Origin of the sequence: Janibacter corallicola NBRC 107790, assembly GCF_001570965.1 — a bacterium.
In the GTDB taxonomy this organism is placed as follows: domain Bacteria; phylum Actinomycetota; class Actinomycetes; order Actinomycetales; family Dermatophilaceae; genus Janibacter; species Janibacter corallicola.
In genome coordinates this window covers 1-19,491 of the sequence record NZ_BCSR01000025.1, presented here as the reverse complement: position 1 = coordinate 19,491, position 19,491 = coordinate 1, and the positions used below count along the sequence as shown (strand labels likewise).

Sequence of the window (19,491 nt, the reverse complement as noted above, 5' to 3'; positions counted from 1 at the left end):
AAGATGCACTGCCGGAGGGTCTGTACGAGTCGCTGCTGACCGCTCGACTGCAGGAGCTACTCGACCAGCACTCGGCCACGGAGCCGCTGGAACAGCCAGTAGACGATGGCGATGAGCCGCATGTCTTGGCTCGCCATGTTGGTGCGGTGGTCGAGCGGTCCTTGGCTGCAGAAAAGGACCGGGGCCGCCGCCTCGACCTTGTCAATCGGGTGCTTGGCGACCTCGACGGCGCATCAGGCATGCAGGTGGGCCGCAGCAGTCAGTTGTTCTTCGTCCACCGCCCTGCTGGCCCTGGCGTCGACTACGTGCCGCCGGAGAGGCCAGCCACACCGCTGTCAGATGCCGCGCTGCTGACGAACTCGACCGGAGAGCCAAGCCTGGGCTCCGAGCTGCGAGCTGAACTGACAACGGCCGACTCAGTGGACCTGCTCATCGCCTTCGTGAAGTGGTACGGCCTAAGACTCCTCGAGCCTCAGCTACGTCGGCTCCGTGAGCGCGGCGTCCCCCTTCGGGTCATCACGACGACGTACATGGGCGCTACTGAACGCGGCGCACTGGACCGCTTGGTCAACGACTTCGGCGCAGAGGTCCGGATTCAGTACGACGCTTACCGCACCCGGTTGCATGCCAAGGCATGGTTGTTCAACCGAAGGACCGGATTCGACACGGCCTACGTAGGATCTTCGAATTTGTCCCGATCCGCCCTGCTCGATGGCGTCGAGTGGAATGTCCGGCTGTCGGCGATCGCCACTCCTGCCCTCATGCACAAGTTCGCGGCAACCTTCGAGACCTACTGGAACGACCCCACCTTCGAGCCATATGCCCCGGAGCGGGACCGCGACCGCCTCGACGATGCGCTTGCGGAGGCCTCGGGGAAGAAGGCTCCGGATAGCTCGACCATCTCCATCTCGGGCCTGGATGTGCAGCCGTATCCCTACCAAGCCGAAATGTTGGAGTCCCTCGACGTCGAACGGATCGTGCACGACCGGCATCGCAACCTCGTCGTCGCTGCGACCGGGACCGGGAAGACGGTCCTGGCAGCCCTCGACTACCGGCGCTTGGCAGACCGGTTGGGTCGGCGGCCACGACTGCTGTTCGTGGCGCACCGGCAGGAGATCCTGACGCAAAGCCTGCGCACCTACCGAGAAGTCCTCCGGGACCAGAACTTCGGCGAGGAGTACGTCGGAGGCAAACGTCCAGAGCGGTGGGACCACGTCTTCGCATCGGTGCAGTCGCTCAACTCTTATGGGGTCACCGGCATCCCACCGGAGCATTTCGACATCCTGGTCATCGACGAGTTCCACCACGCACAAGCCCGCACGTATCGGGATCTCCTCACTCACCTTCGCCCCGAGGAGCTGCTGGGCCTCACGGCCACCCCGGAGCGCACCGACGGAGTCGACGTCGCGCAGGAGTTCTTCGACGGTCGGATCGCTGCCGAGCTACGGCTGTGGGATGCGTTGGCCTCAGAGCTGCTGACCCCCTTCCACTACTTCGCCATTGCCGATGGCACGGACCTGACTGGGCTGACGTGGAAGCGCGGCAGCTACGACACCACGCAGCTGGAGAACCTGTACACCGGCAATGACGCTCGCGCTGCGCTGATCCTCCAGGCGGTCCGTGACAAGGTTGCCGACCCACGCGGGATGCGCGCCCTCGGCTTCTGCGTGTCGGTCCAGCACGCGGAGTACATGGCCCGCACATTCACTCAGGCAGGCGTCCCTGCCGCGGCCGTCACGTCCGCCCCCGGAAGCGCCGACCGGACTCAGTCGCTCACGGATCTTCGGGAGGGGCGACTCTCCGTGGTCTTCACGGTGGACATGTTCAACGAAGGGGTCGATCTCCCCGCCGTAGACACCGTCCTCTTCCTCCGGCCCACGGAGTCAGCAACCGTCTTCCTGCAGCAGCTCGGCCGCGGCCTTCGCCGGGCACGAGGTAAGGCGGTCCTGACGGCGCTGGACTTCGTGGGTCACCAGAACAAGCACTTCCGCTTCGCCGATCGCTTTCGCGCGATGGTCGGCGGGACACGCAAGGGCCTCCGACATCAGGTCGAGAAGGGCTTCCCCTTCCTCCCATCGGGCTGTCAGATCCTGCTCGACGAGCAGACTCAGGAAATCGTCCTGGAGAACATCAAGGCACAGACGGTCTCCACGCAACGAGCCCTCGTGCGCGAGTTGAAGGCCCACCCAACAGACGAGCTCAAGACCTTCCTCGAGGACGCCGGCGCGGAGCTCGCCGATGTCATCAAGAGCCCGCGGTCCTGGACGCAACTTCGGCGTGACGCTGGCCTGCTGGTTGCCCCGCCCGGCCCCATGGAAGCCACACTCCTCAAACGTGTACGCGCCTTCTCCCATGTCGATGATCCCGAGCGTGCACAGGCATATCTGACGTGGCTGAGTGACGACGCTCCCACATATGGCCAGGCCGATCCTCGGATGCAAGAGTTCGGGCGCATGCTCTTCTTCTCGCTGTGGACCGGCGGAGGCGGTTTCTCCACCTATGACGCCGGGTTGCGTGCCCTTCGAGATGAGCACAGCCTGCGAGATGACCTCCGGCAAGTCATCAGGCTCTCTCTGGACCAAGCTCAGCACGTCACCACGCCAATGCCTGATGGCCTGGGCCCGCTACCGCTGCGTGTCCATGCGCGCTATACCCGCGAGGAGGCCGTCACGGCGCTGCATTACGTAGCTGTGGACGGTCGCGCGCCCAACAGCTTCAGGGAAGGTGTGCTCCACTCCCCGACTGTCCCTGCCGACGCCTTCTTCATCACCTTGAAGAAGTCTGAGGCGGACTACTCGCCGACCACGATGTACCGCGACTTCGCCATCAGCCCCACGAAGTTCCACTGGGAGTCGCAGTCGAGCACGTCGGTGGCATCAGCCACGGGCCAGCGCTATATCCACCATGCGAAGCGAGGCAATCACATCCTGCTCTTCGCCCGGGAGAGCAAGACCACCGACTTCGGCTCCGGAGCCCCATACGCGTTCCTCGGGCCGGCGACGTACGAGAGTCACAAGGGTGAGCGCCCCATCGCCTTCACCTGGCGACTGCACATACCCCTGCCCCAGAGCATCTACCTCACGGCGGCCGCTGCCTCCTGATCAGATCGATGCTGACGGAACGTCGCCGGACTCTTCGGTCGGACCGTCTTGTGACGAGAGGGCAGTCGAGGAGAACTTCCGGCTCTCATCCTCGATTTGAGGTAGCTGGCGCATCGGTGGTGGAGACGCCCGCCATGCCTTGAGATGTTGCACCACGTCACCGTAGAAGGAGTCGATGGCATCCAGGACCGAGTCGATAAAGGCACCGCGACCTCGCCCACGTTTGGCGCCCATCGACACAGTCGATGCAACCCTGAACTTGCGTAGCTCACGCTTGGCGTCCAGAACGAGGACGCTTGGGTCTTCCCGCACTGCCCCTAGCAGTTCCGACGCACCGGGGCCGTGCGCGTACGCAGCGAAAGCGTCCACGCGAACGTCGTCGCCTGCCAGCGTCAACTGCCTCGTGAGCCACTTGACTCGCGTGACTGCACGGCCAGTTTGGGGCGCATCGATGTCAATGTGGCACGTCACCTGAGCCGCCCGTAGGTCTGCCGTCACAGTGACATTTCCTACGGCATTGGGGATGCGGATTACGCCACTCAGGACCCCTCTGTCGACCAGATCCTGCGCGAGGTCCTGACTCCGCAATGCCGGGTCACGCGTCTCCTTACGTCGGAGAACAGGAGTCACTTCTTCGCCAAGGTCGCGTCCTAGCTGGAGGCTTGCGAATCGAAGCAACGCATCCCATCGGGCAACGACGTCGAAGAGTCCCTTGTCGCTCATGCGCAGAGTTCCCCGCGATACGCCGTCTCGAACGGCTACCCACGACTCCCCCATGTCGCCGAACTGCAAAGCACCGGATTTCGGGTGCTCCAGGTATCGGATCAGTTCGCCCAAGATCCACGCCTGATCCGGGTCCGCTACCCCTCGATACTCTTTCTGCACGACCGCTTCCACCAATATTTTGGACCACGAAAGGTGATGCAGCGCAACGGTGCGCAATTTTCGCTTGTCGACCTTGGTGGGGTGCTGGCCTGCCATCGGGGGGATCTCGTTCGAAACCGTCACCACCGCGTCGAATCCCTCGCGTCGGGCGATGTCGAGATAGTTCTCCAACTGCTGCCCCTCGAGTGGGTTCGTTCCTGTCTTTACCTCCACGAGCGCAGTCCACTCGGTCTTGCCCCGCCTTACGCGGATCAACCCATCAGGGAACAGCTTCCTGTCCTCGAGCACGAAGGGGACTTCTATGAAGCTTGTCAACGTTCCAGCCGGAGCGCCAACCTGCTTCGTAATCGTCCGTCCGTATTCGCGGACCGAGGACATCACGGCGAGGAGCGCCGAAGTCGCACGTCGTTCTTGCTCTTCAGCCCCATTGATCCCCGACGTCGGGATCAGCCTCGCTTGATGCCACGTCTCCTCAGACATAGCCCCTCCCTCTTCCTCGTGAGTGTGACCTTATCCGCGCCCACCGACATCGCGGTGGATCAGGGATCGAGAAGAGCAAAAGGCGGCAGAAGGAGCACGAGACGAAGGGGGCCAGCCGGATCGCCCGGCTGGTCCCCTTCGCTACTCGTTGCTGCGGGTCAGCTGCAACCGCTGGTCGAGCCGCAGCCCTCGCAGACGTAGCAGGAGCCGGCGGGGCGCATCTTGGTCCCGCAGGTCATGCACATCGGGGCGTCCGAGGCCTTGCCCTGGAACTTCTCCATGAGCTCGGCCGAGGAGTGGATCGTGGTGTCGGCCTCTCGAGCGGAGGCGCTGCCCGTGCCGGAGTGGTCGATCGCGATCTCCTTGGCCGCCGGCTTGGCCTCCGTGGTCGCCACCGTCTGGCTGTAGGACTCGTCGTCGTAGTCCTCGTCGTCCTCGGAGGACGACGGTGCGTACGAGCCGGTCTCGAGCTGACGGGCCCGCTCCTCGGCGGTGTGGATCCCCATGAAGGACCGGGTGTCGAAGTCCAGGTAGTCCAGCGCCAGGCGACGGAAGACGTAGTCCATGATCGACTGCGCCATCCGCACGTCCGGGTCGTCGGTCATGCCGGCCGGCTCGAAGCGCAGGTTGGTGAACTTCTCGACGTAGGTCTCCAGCGGCACGCCGTGCTGCAGCGCGATCGAGATCGCGATGGAGAAGGCGTCCATCAGACCGGCCAGGGTCGAGCCCTGCTTGCCGAACTTCAGGAAGATCTCGCCGAGCTCACCGTCGTCGTAGGTGCCGGCGGTCAGGTACCCCTCGGCCCCACCGACGGCGAAGCTCGTCGTCTGCGAGGTCCGGCGCTTCGGCAGGCGGCGACGCAGCGGCCGGTACTCGACCACCGTCTCGGCCTCTGCCTCGGCCTTGGCCCCCTTCGCCGTGGACCCGCCGTCGGAGAGCGGCTGGCCGACCTTGCAGTTGTCGCGGTAGACCGCGAGCGCCTTCAGGCCGAGCTTCCAGCCCTGCATGTAGACGTCCTCGATCTCCTCGACCGTGGCGCTCTCCGGCAGGTTGACCGTCTTGCTGATCGCCCCCGAGAGGAAGGGCTGCACGGCGGCCATCATCCGCACGTGGCCCATCGGGGCGATGGCCCGCTCGCCCATCGCGGTGTCGAAGACCTCGTAGTGCTCCGGCTTCAGGCCCGGCGCGTCGATGACGTGGCCCTTGTCGGCGATGAACTCCACGATCGCCTCGATGGTCTCCTCGGTGTAGCCGAGGAGCTTCAGCGCCCGCGGGATGGTGCGGTTGACGATCTGCATCGACCCGCCACCGACGAGCTTCTTGAACTTCACCAGGGAGAAGTCCGGCTCGATGCCCGTGGTGTCGCAGTCCATCATGAAGCCGATGGTCCCGGTCGGGGCGAGCACGGAGGCCTGCGCATTGCGGAAGCCGTTCCTCTCGCCCGTCTTGATGACCGCGTCCCAGGCCTTCGTCGCCTGGCTCTGCACGTCCTTGTCCATGGTGTGCATGGTGCGGATCTGGTCGTTGGCGGCCTGGTGCTTGCGCATGACCCGGTTGTGGGCCTCCGCATTGCGGGCGTAGCCGTTGTACGGGCCGACGATGCCGGCGATCTCGGCGGAGCGCTTGTAGGACGCGGCGGTCAGCAGCGAGGTGATCGACCCGGCCAGCGCGCGGCCACCGTCGGAGTCGTAGCCGTGGCCGGTCGCCATGAGCAGCGCGCCGAGGTTGGCGTACCCGATGCCCAGCTGGCGGTAGTCGACCGTGGTCTGGCCGATCGCCTCGGTCGGGAAGTCCGCGAAGCAGATCGAGATGTCCATCGCGGTGATGACCAGCTCGGCGACCTTCTGGAAGCGCTCGGCGTCGAAGGTGTCGTCGTCGTTCAGGAACTTCAGCAGGTTCAGCGAGGCCAGGTTGCAGGAGGAGTTGTCCAGGGACATGTACTCGCTGCACGGGTTGGACGCGGTGATCCGGCCGGTCTCGGGGTTGGTGTGCCAGTCGTTGATGGTGTCGTCGTACTGCAGACCCGGGTCGGCGCACTCCCACGCGGCCTTGGCGATCTTGCCCATGAGCTCGCGGGCGTCGACGTCCTCGATGACCGAGCCGTCCATCCGCGAGGTGAGCCCGAAGTCGGTCCCGTCGGCGACCGCCTGCATGAACTCGTCCGTGACACGCACCGAGTTGTTCGCGTTCTGGTACTGCACCGAGTGGATGTCGGCGCCGCCGAGGTCCATGTCGAAGCCGGCGTCACGCAGCGCGCGGATCTTGTCCTCCTCGCGCGACTTGGTCTCGACGAACTCCTCGATGTCCGGGTGGTCGACGTCCAGGACGACCATCTTGGCCGCGCGGCGGGTCGCGCCGCCGGACTTGATCGTGCCCGCGGAGGCGTCCGCACCGCGCATGAAGGAGACCGGGCCGGAGGCCGTGCCACCGGAGGAGAGCAGCTCCTTGGAGGAACGGATCCGGGAGAGGTTCAGGCCGGCGCCGGAGCCGCCCTTGAAGATGAAGCCCTCATCCTTGTACCAGTTCAGGATCGAGTCCATGGAGTCGTCGACGGAGAGGATGAAGCAGGCGCTGACCTGCTGCGGGCTCTTCGTGCCGACGTTGAACCAGACCGGGGAGTTGAAGCTGAAGATCTGGTGCAGCAGCGCGTAGGTCAGCTCGTGCTCGAAGATCTCGGCGTCGGTGTCGGTGGCGAAGTAGCCGTTGTCCTTGCCGGCCTTGACGTAGGTCAGCACGACGCGGTCGATGAGCTGCTTCAGGCCGGCCTCGCGCTCCGGCGAGCCGACGGCCCCGCGGAAGTACTTGGTCGTCACGATCGTCGAGGCGTTCAGGGACCAGAAGTCGGGGAACTCGACGCCCCGCTGCTCGAAGATCGTCTCGCCGGTGCGCCAGTTCTGCTGGACGACGTCCCGCTTCTCCCAGGTCACCTCGTCATAGGGGTGCACACCCTCCGTGGTGTGGATGCGCTCGATCTTCAGACCCTTCTTGCGGGTCCCGCGGCGGGTGCTGGGCTTGCCGGCGGTCTCGGTCATGCTGCCTCTCCTCGATTTCGGTCCGTGCTCGTGACGATCTGGTTGTTGATGCTGTCAGCGGGCACCGACAGCCCTCTCGTGCCGGTACCCGTGGGGTGTCTAGGGACTCTCCGCGCCCGCGGCCTGCTCGGCGCGCAGCAGGGCGATCGCGGCCTCGAAGTCGGCGAGCGAGTCGAAGGACTGGTAGACGCTCGCGAAACGGAGGTAGGCGACCTCGTCGAGCTCACGCAGCGGCGGCAGGACGGCCATCCCCACCTCGTGGGCGTCGATCTCCGCGGTGCCCAGGGCCCGGATGGTCTCCTCCACCCGCTGGGCGAGCAGCGCCAGCTGGTCCTCGGTGACCGGGCGACCCTGGCAGGCCTTGCGCACCCCGACGAGGACCTTGGCCCGGCTGAAGGGCTCGGTCACGCCGGAGCGCTTCATCACCGACAGGCTCGCGCTCTCCAGGGTGGTGAAGCGTCGCTCGCACGACGGGCACTGGCGGCGACGCCGGATGGCGCTGCCGTCCTCGGTGGTGCGGCTGTCGATGACCCGGGAGTCGGTGTGCCGGCAGAACGGGCAGTGCACTGGCCTCTCCCTTCGGCTGTGGACGCTTCGGTGGACGAAGGGGGGACAACCCGCCTCCGCCTGTGGAGAACCGACCTCGCCCTGTGCACAATATGTGGACGAACGACATCGGTGTAACCACTAGATGTAGGGACCATTAGACGCCTCTGTCGGCCGTGACGCAAGCCGGGGCGACGATGGAGTTTCGCGTGGGGACGTTTGCGCAGGTCAGCGCACCGACACGCACCCCGACACACCCGGCGACACGCCCTCCCGACCGACTCGAACACATCATGGGCGAACGCACGTCGGCCACCCACACCACATCTAGTGGCGGGGCGGCCGACGGCTCCCGGGCCGGGTCGGTAGCCCGGGAGGACTGGTGGGGCGCTCTCAGGAGGCCGGGACGAGCAGCTCCTGGCCGGCGTGCACGTGGGCGGACGGCAGGTCGTTGGCCAGCTGGATCCGGTTCACGGCCTCGTGCGTGGGCACGCCGGACATCTCCGCCTCGGCGATCTGGCCGAGGGTCTGACCGGGCTCGACGGTGACCTGCTGGCCCGACCCTCCCCCGGCGAAGGCCAGCGAGGCACCGACCACGCCCGCGGCCAGCGCGGTCGAGGTCGTGATGGCCAGGCGCCCGCGACGGGTCAGCCGGACGCGCGAGGCGGGGCGGGCGGCCACGTCCGGCCCGGTCGGCACGGAGACGAGATGCCGCGACCGGCGCGGCGCAGGGCGCCGCGGCCCCCAGGGGGTGGCGACGTGACCCGGGATGGCGGTCAGTGCAGTCATGGTGATCCTCCTCGTGGCGGTCCCTCGAACCCGTGTTCGATAGAACGTCTGTACGATGTCTAGCACGGGCGTTCGAACAAAATCAACAACTTCCTCGAACAGGTGTTTGAAATGTTCGTTCGATGCCCTTAATCTCGGTGTCACCGATAAGTCGATCAGGGACCACCGACAACGCACCCCGACCACCGGGTCGGGGGCCGGCGCAGGTCCCCTGACGACGTGGGAACGAAGGGTCGAGATGAGCGACACGGACAGCGACAACATCCACCGGCTCCCCGAGCGCGACTCCGGGGACGGCCTCACCGAACGGCAGCGCCGCGTCCTGGAGGTCATCCGCAGCGCCGTGGCCACGCGGGGCTACCCGCCGAGCCTGCGCGAGATCGGCAGCGCCGTCGGCCTGACGAGTCCCAGCTCGGTCGCCCACCAGCTCTCCTCGCTCGAGCGCAAGGGCTACCTGCGCCGCGACCCGAACCGCCCCCGCGCGATCGAGGTCGTCTCCCCCGACAGCCCGGACGCCGCCACGGCGGACATCGACTCCCTCCGCGGCGGTGCCTCTGTGGGTGACGAGGAGGTGGACCCGACGGCCTCCGGCGACCTGCGGCCCGAGGCCAGCTACGTACCGGTCCTCGGCCAGATCGCGGCCGGCGTGCCGATCACCGCCGAGGAGAGCGTCGAGGAGGTCTTCCCGCTGCCCCGGCAGGTCGTCGGCGAGGGCGCCCTCTTCCTGCTCAAGGTCGTCGGTGACTCGATGATCGACGCGGCCATCTGCGACGGGGACTGGGTCGTCGTGCGCCAGCAGCCGACCGCCGACAACGGCGACATCGTCGCGGCGCTGCTGGACGACGAGGCGACCGTGAAGACCTTCAAGCAGACCGGCGGACACACCTGGCTGCTCCCCCACAACCCGGCCTTCGACCCCATCGACGGCGACCACGCGACGATCCTCGGCAAAGTCACCGCCGTCCTGCGGCAGGTCTGAGACGGGCGATGAGAGGCGCGTTGGGCTGGCTCCCGACGATCCTGCTTCTCCCGGCCGCCGCCATCCTGCTGTGGATCGGCTACACCGGCGACGTGAGCAGCCTGCTGCTGGGTCTGCTCGCCCTCGTCCTGGCCTGGTGGTTCTCACCCCGCCACGGCAGCGACGCGACCCACGCATCCGTCACGACCGAGCCGCTCGAGCACCCCGTGGTCATCTACTGGCGCCCGGGGTGCCTGTACTGCGCCCGGCTGCGGGCCGCGCTGGGGAGCCGCGGGCGGACGGCGGCCTGGGTCAACATCTGGGCGGACACGGAGGCGGCGGCGTTCGTGCGCTCGGTCAACGACGGCGACGAGACCGTCCCCACGGTCGTCATCGCCGGCGTGGCCCACACGAATCCAGAGCCGCGGACGGTACGCGCGGCCCTGGGCTGAGGCAGTCCACGAGGGAGCGAAGGGAGGGCGCCAGCTCCCCGTCGACGCGGTGGGTGATCAGGTCATCGCCCCGGCTGGGGCCACGGGTGACCAGACCGATCGGGATGCCCCGCTTGGCCGCGTGCCGCACGAAGCGCAGCCCCGACATGACCTGCAGCGAGGACCCGAGCACGAGCAGGCTCGGGGCGGCGTCGACGAGGTCGAAGCAGCGGCGCACGAGCGGCTTGGCCACCGCTCCCCCGAAGAAGACGACGTCCGGCTTGAGGGTGTCCGCGCCGCAGGACGTGCACACCGGGGCGACGAAGCGCTCGACGTCCACCTGGTCGAGCCGCACGTCACCGTCGGGCCGGATCTCATCGCTCTCGGCGTCGAAGCCGGGATTCTCCGCAGCCATCCGGGCATCCAGGCTGGGACGGTCCACCCGCGCCTCGCAGGTGAGGCAGACGACGTCAACCAGACTCCCGTGCAGCTCGATCACGTCCCGGGTGCCGGCGGCCTGGTGCAGCCCGTCGACGTTCTGGGTGATCACCGGCCCGACGGCGCCGCACTCCTGCAGCCGGGTCACGAGGTGGTGCGCCTCGTTGGGGCGTGCGGCGTGGAAGCGGCGCCAGCCCACGAAGCTGCGCGCCCAGTACCGCTGCCGTGCCCCGCTGGAGGCGACGAACTCCGAGAGGTGCATCGGCGTGACCTTGCGGGTTCCGTCGGGCCCCCGGTAGTCGGGGATGCCGGAGTCCGTGGAGATCCCGGCGCCGGTCAGCACCAGCGCCGGCCCGTCGGAGAGCATCCGGGCGAGTTCCTCGATCACCGCACCAGTATGCGACGGGCGGGCCATACCATGGCCCCATGATCGACGCCGCTGGGCTGCGCGTGATGCGGGCCATCGCCGAGGAGGGCAGCTTCACGGCCGCTGCCCTCTCCCTCGGGTACTCCCAGCCGGCCGTGTCCCAGATGGTCAAGCGTCTGGAGCAGCGCACCGGCACCGTGCTCGTCGAGAAGTCCGGCCGCAGCGTGCGCCTCACCGAGGCCGGTGCGGTGCTCGCGCGGCACGCGGCACCGGTGCTCGCGGCACTGGATGCGGCCGAGGACGAGGTCGCCGCGATCGCCGGCCTGCGGGCCGGCCGGGTGCGCCTCATGGCCTTCCCCTCCTCCTCGGTCACCCTCGTCCCCCGGGCCCTGGCGGCGGTGCGGAGGGAGCACCCCGACCTGTCCGTCCACTTCGCCGAGGCCGAGCCGCCGGAGTCGATCGCGGCGCTGCGTTCCGGGGAGGTCGACCTGGCGGTCGCCTTCGCCTACGACGGGGAGGACCTGGCCCGCGGTGAGGACCTCGACGGCTTCGCCGTGCACACCCTGCTCGAGGAGGAGGTCGGGGTCGCGCTGCCGACGGACCACCCGCTGGCCGGCGCGGAGACCGTCTCGATGACGGACCTGACCGACGAGGACTGGATCGCCGGCTGCGCCCGGTGCCGCGGGCACCTGCTGACGATCGCCCACCACGCCGGCTTCGCGCCGAAGGTCGCCTTCGAGACCGAGGACTACGTCGCGGTGCAGGGTTTCGTCGCCGCCGGCCTCGGGGTCGCGCTCATCCCCGATCTCATCAAGGAGGCGACGTCGAACCCCGACGTCGTCATCCGCCCGCTCGCACCGAGCACCCGGCGCCGGATCCACGTCGTGACGACCGATGACCTGCTCAAGGTCCCCGCGGTCGCGGCCACGATCGAGGCGCTGGACGAGGTCGCCCGCCAGCAGCACGGAGCCGCGAGCTGACCGACCGGCTCACCCGGAGGTCACCACGACCGGGCCGTCGAGGACCGCGACGTCGCCGTCCCGATCGGTGCGGGCGAGACGATCGGTGTGCGAGCGCGCCCAGGAGATCGCCGTCGACGTCGGGTGGCCGTAGCCGTTGTCCTCCCCGACGCTGATGATCGACACCGGCGCGGCGAGCTCGTCCATGAGGTCCTCGTCGAGGTTGCTCGACCCGTGGTGGGGCATCTTGACCACGTCCAGGTCCTCGATCGCGGCAGCCGCCTCCGGGTCGCGGCGCAGCCACAGCAGCATCGCGTGGCCGGCCTCCTGCTCGATGTCGCCGAGGAGGAGGGCATCGACCGTCCCGACCCGTACGCGCAGCACGACGCTGGCGTTGTTCGCCACCGAGCCGCCGGCGATCTCGCGGGAGGGCCACCACGCCCGGGCACTCAGCTCCCGCGCGTCCAGCCTGCCTCCCGCCGTGAGGGTCTGCACGGGGATCCCCCGTTCCTGCGCCACGGCGCGGACCCACTCCGCCCCCTCCGCCGGCTCCGCCACGGGAGTGACGAGGATCCGGCCGACCTCCCGACCCGCGAGCGCGTCATCGAGACCTCCCACGTGGTCGGCGTGGAAGTGGGTGAGCACGACCGCGTCGAGGGTGCGCACCCCGAGTCGTCGCAGGCAGGCGCCCACCCCGCCGTCCGGCGGGCCGGCGTCGACGAGGACGGCCCGGCCGGGGCCGGAGGCGAGCACGAGCGCATCCCCCTGACCGACGTCGCAGGCGACGAGCCGCCAGCCCTCCGGCGGCCAGACGAGCACCCGGTCGGGCACCGCTCCCACCGCCACGACGGCCACGAGGGCGAGGGCGAGCAGCGGACTGGCCCTCGAGCGCAGCACCAGCCACGGCCCGGCGAGCAGTGCCAGCACGCTGAGTGCGGTCAGCAGCAGCGCTCCCGGTGCCCCGTCCGGCCACGGCAGGCTGCCGCCGGGGACGTCGGCGGCGATCCGCGCCACCCACGCGATGCCGAGGGCGAAGGGGGCCCCGAGCCACGCCACGCCCGTCGCCGCGAGCGTGCTCACCGCGCCGACGAGGGCGGCGACCACGCCGAGCACCGTGGCCGGGGCGACGAAGGGGGCCGAGGCCAGGTTGGCGAGCACCGCGATGAGGCTGACGTCCCCCTGCAGCAGCACGATGACCGGCGCGCACACCACCTGCGCGGCGAGCGGGATCGCGATGGCCGGGCCGAGCAGGTGCAGGCGCCTCGGCAGGCGGGCGTTGATGGCCGCGGACCACGGGCCGACGAAGAGCAGCAGCCCCAGGGTGGCCAGCGTGGAGAGGGCGAACCCGTAGGAGCGCGCCAGCCACGGGTCGACGGCCAGCAGCGCCAGCACGGCGGCGCTGAGAGCCGGTGCGCCGGCACCCCTGCGGGAGGTGCTCAGGCCGATGAGCCCGATGGCCCCCATCGTCGCGGCGCGCATGACGCTCGGCTCCGGACGGGCGAGCACGACGAAGAAGGCCAGCCCGGCGCCGGCCAGCCACGGGCGTGCCCGCCGCGGTGCGCCCAGCACCCGGCAGGTGCCGATGACCGCTGCGAGGACGACGGCCACGTTGGACCCGCTGACGGCGCTCAGGTGGCTCATGCCGACCTGCAGCATGTCCTCGCCCAGATCCGGTGGCGTGCCGGAGGTGTCCCCGATGACGAGGGCGGGCAGCAGTCCACGGGCATCGGCGGGCAGCGGCGCCACGGCCTCGCGCAGCCCGCTGCGCAGGTGGGCGGCAGCGGCCCGCACCAGCGAGCGGTCCTCGGCCGGGAGGGGCGGGCCCCGCGGGCTCAGCGCCGCCACCTCGGCGTCCGCGCGCTCCATCGGGGAGAGCTTGCCCCGCAGCCGGACCCGGTCGTGCCAGCCCAGACCCGACCAGTCCTCGTGGCTGCGCACCAGGACCGGGGCGCGGACCGTCGTCGTGAGGCCGCGGGCGCTGACCGACTCCAGGCGCACCCGCAGGAAGACCTGCTCGCCCCGCCGCACCGGTTCGGTGAGCAGCACGCCCTCGGCCCTGACCACCGCTCCCTCCTCGGCGAGCTCGTCCACCGGCCCGACGGCACTCGTGGCAGCGTGCACGGCCGAGGCACCGAGCACGAGCGCCAGGGCGACGCAGGTCAGGGCGAGGACGGCCGGCCCGTCCCGCCGCAGCGAGGCGCCCGCGTGCCGCGCGGAGTACCCGGTGACCCCCACCGCCGCGAGCAGCACCGCGAGCGCGCACCCCGCCACGACGAGCCGGGTGGTGACCGGCCAGCCCAGCGCCCACGCGCCCACCGCCCACCCGATGAGGGCGGGCAGCAGCAGGCGCAGGTCCAGCGCCTGCGCCCGCGCCCCGCTCACACCGTGACCTCCGGCGCGAGGTCGGCGAAGGTCTTCTCCCCGATGCCGCTCACCTCACCGAGCTCGTCGACCGAGCTGAAGCCCCCGTGCTCGGTGCGCCAGTCCACGATCCGCTGGGCGAGCACCGGTCCGACACCGGGGAGGGTCTCCAGGGTGGTGGCATCGGCACTGTTCAGGTCGATCTTCCCGCCGGCAGGGGCCGCCCCTCCGCCGGGCACCGTCCCTCCCCCGGGCACCGCCGCGCCACCACCGGCCTCCCCCGGCTCCGGGACGTAGACCTGCTCCCCGTCCACGAGCGGTCGGGCGAGGTTGATCGACGCGAGGTCGGCGTCCCCCTTCGTGCCGCCGGCGGCCTCGAGGGCGTCGTCCACCCGGGAGCCCGCGGCCAGCGTGACCACGCCGGGCTCGGCGACGCTCCCGGCGACGTGGACGGTGACCTTCCCGCTCGGCGACGAGGACGTGGCTGCCTCCGGCTCCCCCGCCGTCTCCGCGAAGGCGCCCTCGTCCCCCTCCTCGGCCACGCTCGCCTGCGGGCGGGGCGCGGCCTCCCCCTTCGCCAGGAGGTACCGGCCGCCGAGCACGGCCACGGCCACGAGCACCACGAGCAGGACACCGAGCACCGCCCTGCGGCTGACCGCGTACCGCCCGGTCGCCACCGACGAGGGCAGTCGCAGGACCGGACCCTCGGCCCGGTCCCCCTCCGCCAGGATCTCGGCCACCGCCGCTGACGGCTCACGCTCACGTCGGCTCATGGCCGCGACGCTAGGCAGCCCCCGTCGCCGCGAGGAGTCATCCGGAACGGCTGTGGACGGGCCGGGCGCCGGCGCGGTGGTTGTGGATCAGTCGCGGGGCCGGGGGCTCACGGCGACCCCGACCGTCCCGGTCCCCACGTGGGCACCGATGATCGCGCTGATGGGGTACAGGTCCACCGGGGCGTCGACCTGCTCGATGAGGGACTCCGCGAGCGGTTGCGCCCGCTCGGCCGCGTCGACGTGGTGCACGGCGATCTCCACGCCGTCGGCCCAGTCCGGGAGGTTCTCGCAGTCCTGCTCCGCAAGGGCCCGTAGCCGGGCGATCGCCTTGTTCGTCGTGCGCACGCGCTCCAGCGGCTGCACCTCGCCGTCGAGGACGTGCAGCACCGGCTTGATCGAGAGCGCGGAGCCGAGCAGCGCGCTGGCCCCACCGATCCGACCGCCGCGGCGCAGCTGCTCCAGGCTCGTCACGACGAGGCGCACCGACGAGGCCGCGCACCGGCGCTCCGCCCGCTCGATCACCTCGGCCACGTCCCGGCCCTGCGCCGCATCCCGGGCCGCTCCGACGGCCGCGAAGCCCAGGTCCATCGCCACCGTCCGGGAGTCCACGACGTGCACCGGCACCGGCGAGTGCTCCGCCGCCGAGCGCGCGGAGTCGGCCGTCCCGGAGAGTGCCCCGCTGATGTGCATCGAGATGATCTCGGTGGCCCCGTCGGCGGCCGCTGCCTCGTAGGCGTCGAGGAAGCTCGTCGGCGACGGCCGCGCGGTGGAGACGCTCGCCTTGCGCCGCAACGCCTCGATGACCGATGTCGCGTCCGCCTCGTCGCCCTCGACCCGGTCGACCCCGTCCACGACGAGGTGCAGGGGGACGGCACGGATCCCGTGCTCGCGCCGCAGGGCAGGCGGCAGCGACGCGGTCGAGTCCGTGACGACGGCAATGCTCACGACCCGAGAGTACCCAGCAGCGCAGGCCGAGGAGGGCAACGACGGCCTATGGTGGCGGCATGTCGACCAGCTCACGCTTCCCCTTCCTCGACAAGTCCGACCCGGAGACGTGGAAGGCCCTGGGTGGCCTCGCGCTCAAGGTCGCCGCCGCCGCGGAGACGGCCGGCGTGGAGCGCGAGACGATCGAGCTGATGAACGTGCGGATCTCGCAGCTGAACGGCTGCTCCTTCTGCCTCGACATGCACACCCGCCAGGCGGTCGAGGCCGGCGCCACCCAGCAGCGCCTCGCCCAGCTGCCCGCGTGGCGCGAGTCCACGCTCTTCGACCAGGTGGAGTGCGCGGTCCTCGACATCGCCGACGTCGTGACCCTCCTGCCCGACCCCGAGGAGCGAAGGGGGCGCCTCGCCGCCGCCCGTGACATCCTGGGCGACCAGCCGTTCACCGCCGTCGAGTGGGCGGCGATCACGATGAACGCCTACAACCGTGTCTCCATCTTCTCCGAGCACCCCGTCCGCCCTCGCTGAGGAGCCCCGCGTGACCAACACCGAGATCGACCCCGCCGAGTACGAGTGCGCCCACGTGCGCTGCGCCGAGACCGTCGACATCGTCACCGCGCGCGAGGTGCCGCTCGGCGGGCCCCGTGCCATGCTCGTGCGACGCACCCTCCCCCAGCGCAAGCGCAGCCTCATCGGTCCGTGGTGCTTCGTGGACCACTTCGGCCCCGACGAGGTGAGCCGGACCGGTGGCATGCGGGTCCCGCGTCACCCGCACACCGGGCTCGCGACGGTCACCCTCCTCTTCGACGGGCAGATCGATCACCTGGACTCGGGGGGCTTCGCCAACACCGTCCGTCCCGGCGAGGTCAACCTCATGATCGCCGGGGCGGGCGTCTCCCACTCCGAGTTCTCCACCGCCTCGACGAGCACCCTGCACGGGGTCCAGCTCTGGTACGCCCTCCCCGAGGAGCTGCGCCACGGGCAGGAGGGATCGCAGCACCACGTCTCCGAGGTCGCCCGTCTCGACGGGGCACAGGTCCGGGTCCACCTCGGCTCGCTGGCCGGGCTGACCTCCCCCATCGACACCCGGGTGCCCGCCACCGCCGCGGAGATCACCATCGAGCCCGGTCACGGGTTCGACCTGGACCTCGACCCGGCGGACGAGCACGGCCTGCTCGTCGACTCCGGCACCCCGACCATCGTCGTCGGCGACCACCGGCAGAGTGTCGCCCCCACCGAGCTGGCGCACCTGCCCGAGGGCCGTGCCTCGGTCCGCCTCGAGGCCGGGGAGGAGCCGGTGCGTGCCGTGCTCGTCGGCGGGCGGCCCTTCGGGGAGGAGATCGTCATGTGGTGGAACTTCGTGGGCCGCACCCACGAGGAGATCGTCGACTTCCGCGAGGCGTGGCAGTCCGAGATCGCCGCGGGGCCGGGGACGGTGGGGCGGTTCGGGCCCTTCCCCGCCGGCGAGCCGGACCCGCTTCCCGCCCCGCCGCTGCCGAGGGCACGGATCAAGCCCAGGCGGCAGTAGGGGAAGCCGGCACCCGGGAGCGCACTTCGGTCTTCGCCCTTCGAGGCTCACGCCCTGGCGGGCGTTCGCACCTCAGGGAGCGCCTATGCCGGGACGACGTTGACCAGCTTCGGGGCCCGGACGATGACCTTGCGCACGCCCGCCTCCGTGGCGGCCCTGACCTTCTCGCGCTCCATGGCGAGCGCCTCGAGATCCGCCTCGCTGATGTCCGCGGGGACCTCGACCCGGTCGCGCACCTTGCCCTTGATCTGGATGACGCAGGTGACGGTCGAGCTGGCCAGCTTCGACTGATCGGCGACGGGGAAGGGCTCCCGACTCAGTGACTGCTCGTGACCGAGGCGCTTCCACAGCTCCTCCGCCAGGTGCGGGGCGACGGGGGCCACCATGAGCACGAGCGGCTCGACGGCGGCACGAGGGGTCGCCGAGAGCTTGGTGAGCGCGTTGTTCAGCTCGATGAGCCGGGCGATCGCGGTGTTGAAGCCGAGCGAGGCGTAGTCCTGGGTGACCGCGGCGATCGTCTGGTGCAGCAGCTTCTCGGTGTCGGCGTCGGGCGCCTCGTCGACGACGACCACCTCGCCGGTCTGCTCGTCGATGACGTTGCGCCACAGCCGCTGCAGGAAACGCTGGCTGCCGACGACGGCTCGGGTCTCCCACGGCTTGGACTGCTCCAACGGACCGAGCGACATCTCGTAGAGCCGGAAGGTGTCGGCACCGAACTGCTCGTACATCTCGTCCGGGCTGACGGCGTTCTTCAGCGACTTGCCGATCTTGCCGTACTCCTGGGTGACCGGCTGGCCCTGCCAGGAGTGGGTGACCTCGCCGTCGTCGCCGACGTGCTCCTCGACCTCGGCGGCCGGCACCGGCTGGCCGCGGCCGTCACGGTAGGCGTGGGCCTGGATGTAGCCCTGCGAGAAGTAGCGCCGGAAGGGCTCCTCGCTGCTCACGTGGCCCAGGTCGTGGAGGACCTTGTGCCAGAAGCGGGCGTAGAGCAGGTGCAGCACCGCGTGCTCGACGCCGCCGACGTAGAGGTCGACGCCGCCCGGGTCGCGGCTGCCCTCGGGCGCGCCGGCGACCGTGGTCTCCCGCGGCCCGACCCAGTAGGCCTCGTTGCCCGGGTCGACGAAGGCCTCGTCGTTGGCCGGGTCCAGGTAGCGCAGGTAGTACCAGCACGAGCCGGCCCAGTTGGGCATCGTGTTGACCTCGCGGTGGTACTTCCTGGGCCCGTCGCCGAGGTCGAGCTCGACCTCGACCCACTCGGTGGCCCGGCCGAGCGGCGGCTCCGGCTCGCTGCTGTCGTCGTCCGGCTCGAAGGTGCGCGGGCTGTAGTGCTCCACCTCCGGCAGCTCGACGGGCAGCATCGACTCGGGCAGCGAGTGGGCGACCCCGTCCTCGTCGAAGACGATCGGGAAGGGCTCGCCCCAGTACCGCTGCCGGGAGAAGAGCCAGTCACGCAGCTTGTAGCTGACGGTCTCGTGACCGAGTCCCCGCTCCTGCAGCCACGCGGTGATCGCGGCCTTGGCCTCGGCGACGCCCATCCCATCCAGGGTCACCTCGTCGTTCGCAGAGGCGGTGGCCACGCCGTCCCCGACGAAGGGGGCCGACGGGTCCACCTCTCCCTCGCGCGGCGCGACGACGTGGCGGATCGGCAGGTCGAAGGCCCTCGCGTAGTCGAAGTCGCGCTCGTCGTGGGCCGGCACCGCCATGATCGCGCCGGTGCCGTAGCCCATGAGCACGTAGTCGGCGATGAAGACCGGGACCTGCTCACCGCTCGCGGGGTTGATCGCCCAGCCTCCGGTGAAGACACCGGTCTTGTCCTTGGCCTCGGCCTGGCGCTCGACGTCGCTCTTGCGCGCCGCGGCGTCGCGGTAGGCGGCGACCGCATCGGCAGGGGTCGCCGCGCCG

15 protein-coding genes are annotated in these 19,491 nt (G+C 70.0%); 6 read left to right on the top strand and 9 right to left on the bottom strand.

Annotation, left to right across the window (positions count from 1 at the left end; all coding sequences use genetic code 11):
- Positions 1-8 precede the first annotated feature (8 nt).
- Entirely contained in the window at positions 9-3,101 is a 3,093-nt protein-coding gene (locus JCO01S_RS10015) for a DEAD/DEAH box helicase (RefSeq protein WP_068254791.1), read from the top strand.
- Here JCO01S_RS10015 and JCO01S_RS10010 read toward each other — a convergent pair whose 3' ends face one another.
- From JCO01S_RS10010 to JCO01S_RS09995, 4 genes are all read right to left on the bottom strand, one after another.
- Entirely contained in the window at positions 3,102-4,466 is a 1,365-nt protein-coding gene (locus JCO01S_RS10010; protein WP_068254732.1) for a hypothetical protein, read from the bottom strand.
- 158 nt (positions 4,467-4,624) lie between these two features.
- Positions 4,625-7,498, bottom strand: coding sequence for a vitamin B12-dependent ribonucleotide reductase (locus JCO01S_RS10005; RefSeq protein ID WP_068254729.1), 2,874 nt, complete (start codon positions 7,496-7,498; stop codon positions 4,625-4,627).
- A 99-nt stretch (positions 7,499-7,597) separates the two neighbouring features.
- Positions 7,598-8,065, bottom strand: a complete 468-nt coding sequence (nrdR, locus tag JCO01S_RS10000; RefSeq protein WP_068254726.1) for a transcriptional regulator NrdR — start codon at positions 8,063-8,065, stop codon at positions 7,598-7,600.
- Positions 8,066-8,437: 372 nt separating this feature from the next.
- The gene (locus JCO01S_RS09995; protein WP_068254721.1) at positions 8,438-8,833 is read right to left on the bottom strand and encodes a LysM peptidoglycan-binding domain-containing protein; all 396 of its coding nucleotides are present in this window, start codon (positions 8,831-8,833) and stop codon (positions 8,438-8,440) included.
- A gap of 238 nt (positions 8,834-9,071) precedes the next feature.
- Here JCO01S_RS09995 and lexA point away from each other — a divergent pair, with 238 nt between their 5' ends.
- Together lexA and JCO01S_RS09985 are read left to right on the top strand one after the other, a co-directional pair.
- Positions 9,072-9,812: a transcriptional repressor LexA gene (lexA, locus tag JCO01S_RS09990; protein WP_068254718.1), complete on the top strand. Its 741-nt coding sequence runs from the start codon at positions 9,072-9,074 to the stop codon at positions 9,810-9,812.
- A gap of 8 nt (positions 9,813-9,820) precedes the next feature.
- Positions 9,821-10,243, top strand: coding sequence for a glutaredoxin domain-containing protein (locus JCO01S_RS09985; protein ID WP_084342819.1), 423 nt, complete (start codon positions 9,821-9,823; stop codon positions 10,241-10,243).
- Here JCO01S_RS09985 and JCO01S_RS09980 read toward each other — a convergent pair.
- Positions 10,182-11,048, bottom strand: a complete 867-nt coding sequence (locus tag JCO01S_RS09980; RefSeq protein WP_084342818.1) for a Sir2 family NAD-dependent protein deacetylase — start codon at positions 11,046-11,048, stop codon at positions 10,182-10,184. The two genes, JCO01S_RS09985 and JCO01S_RS09980, sit on opposite strands and share 62 nt — an antisense overlap.
- Before the next feature lie 38 nt (positions 11,049-11,086).
- Between JCO01S_RS09980 and JCO01S_RS09975 the strand changes: the two genes are divergently transcribed.
- Entirely contained in the window at positions 11,087-12,007 is a 921-nt protein-coding gene (locus JCO01S_RS09975) for a LysR family transcriptional regulator (protein ID WP_068254708.1), read from the top strand.
- A 9-nt stretch (positions 12,008-12,016) separates the two neighbouring features.
- Here JCO01S_RS09975 and JCO01S_RS09970 read toward each other — a convergent pair whose 3' ends face one another.
- From JCO01S_RS09970 to JCO01S_RS09960, 3 genes are all read right to left on the bottom strand, one after another.
- A complete protein-coding gene (locus JCO01S_RS09970; protein WP_068254706.1) occupies positions 12,017-14,368 on the bottom strand; it encodes a ComEC/Rec2 family competence protein in 2,352 nt (783 codons plus the stop codon).
- The gene (locus JCO01S_RS09965; RefSeq protein ID WP_084342817.1) at positions 14,365-15,120 is read right to left on the bottom strand and encodes a ComEA family DNA-binding protein; all 756 of its coding nucleotides are present in this window, start codon (positions 15,118-15,120) and stop codon (positions 14,365-14,367) included. The genes JCO01S_RS09970 and JCO01S_RS09965 overlap by 4 nt, the downstream gene beginning before the upstream one ends.
- An 87-nt stretch (positions 15,121-15,207) precedes the next feature.
- Positions 15,208-16,065 carry a DegV family protein gene (locus JCO01S_RS09960; RefSeq protein ID WP_068254700.1) on the bottom strand — a complete coding sequence of 286 codons (858 nt, stop codon included), beginning with the start codon at positions 16,063-16,065 and terminating at the stop codon, positions 15,208-15,210.
- Positions 16,066-16,124: 59 nt separating this feature from the next.
- Here JCO01S_RS09960 and JCO01S_RS09955 point away from each other — a divergent pair, with 59 nt between their 5' ends.
- Positions 16,125-16,589, top strand: coding sequence for a carboxymuconolactone decarboxylase family protein (locus JCO01S_RS09955; protein ID WP_068254692.1), 465 nt, complete (start codon positions 16,125-16,127; stop codon positions 16,587-16,589).
- Between the two features lie 10 nt (positions 16,590-16,599).
- Positions 16,600-17,589, top strand: coding sequence for a pirin family protein (locus tag JCO01S_RS09950; protein WP_068254690.1), 990 nt, complete (start codon positions 16,600-16,602; stop codon positions 17,587-17,589).
- 83 nt (positions 17,590-17,672) lie between these two features.
- Here JCO01S_RS09950 and JCO01S_RS09945 read toward each other — a convergent pair.
- On the bottom strand, positions 17,673-19,491 hold a 1,819-nt coding region (locus tag JCO01S_RS09945; RefSeq protein WP_084342816.1), incomplete at its 5' end, for a class I tRNA ligase family protein.

Excerpts from the sequence above, each read along its gene's own strand:
- JCO01S_RS10010 (WP_068254732.1), bottom strand. The coding sequence starts at position 4,466 with ATGTCTGAGGAGACGTGGCATCAAGCGAGGCTGATCCCGACGTCGGGG.
- JCO01S_RS10005 (WP_068254729.1), bottom strand. The coding sequence starts at position 7,498 with ATGACCGAGACCGCCGGCAAGCCCAGCACCCGCCGCGGGACCCGCAAG.
- JCO01S_RS09995 (WP_068254721.1), bottom strand. The coding sequence starts at position 8,833 with ATGACTGCACTGACCGCCATCCCGGGTCACGTCGCCACCCCCTGGGGG.
- lexA (WP_068254718.1), top strand. The coding sequence starts at position 9,072 with ATGAGCGACACGGACAGCGACAACATCCACCGGCTCCCCGAGCGCGAC.
- JCO01S_RS09985 (WP_084342819.1), top strand. The coding sequence starts at position 9,821 with ATGAGAGGCGCGTTGGGCTGGCTCCCGACGATCCTGCTTCTCCCGGCC.
- JCO01S_RS09975 (WP_068254708.1), top strand. The coding sequence starts at position 11,087 with ATGATCGACGCCGCTGGGCTGCGCGTGATGCGGGCCATCGCCGAGGAG.
- JCO01S_RS09965 (WP_084342817.1), bottom strand. The coding sequence starts at position 15,120 with ATGAGCCGACGTGAGCGTGAGCCGTCAGCGGCGGTGGCCGAGATCCTG.
- JCO01S_RS09955 (WP_068254692.1), top strand. The coding sequence starts at position 16,125 with ATGTCGACCAGCTCACGCTTCCCCTTCCTCGACAAGTCCGACCCGGAG.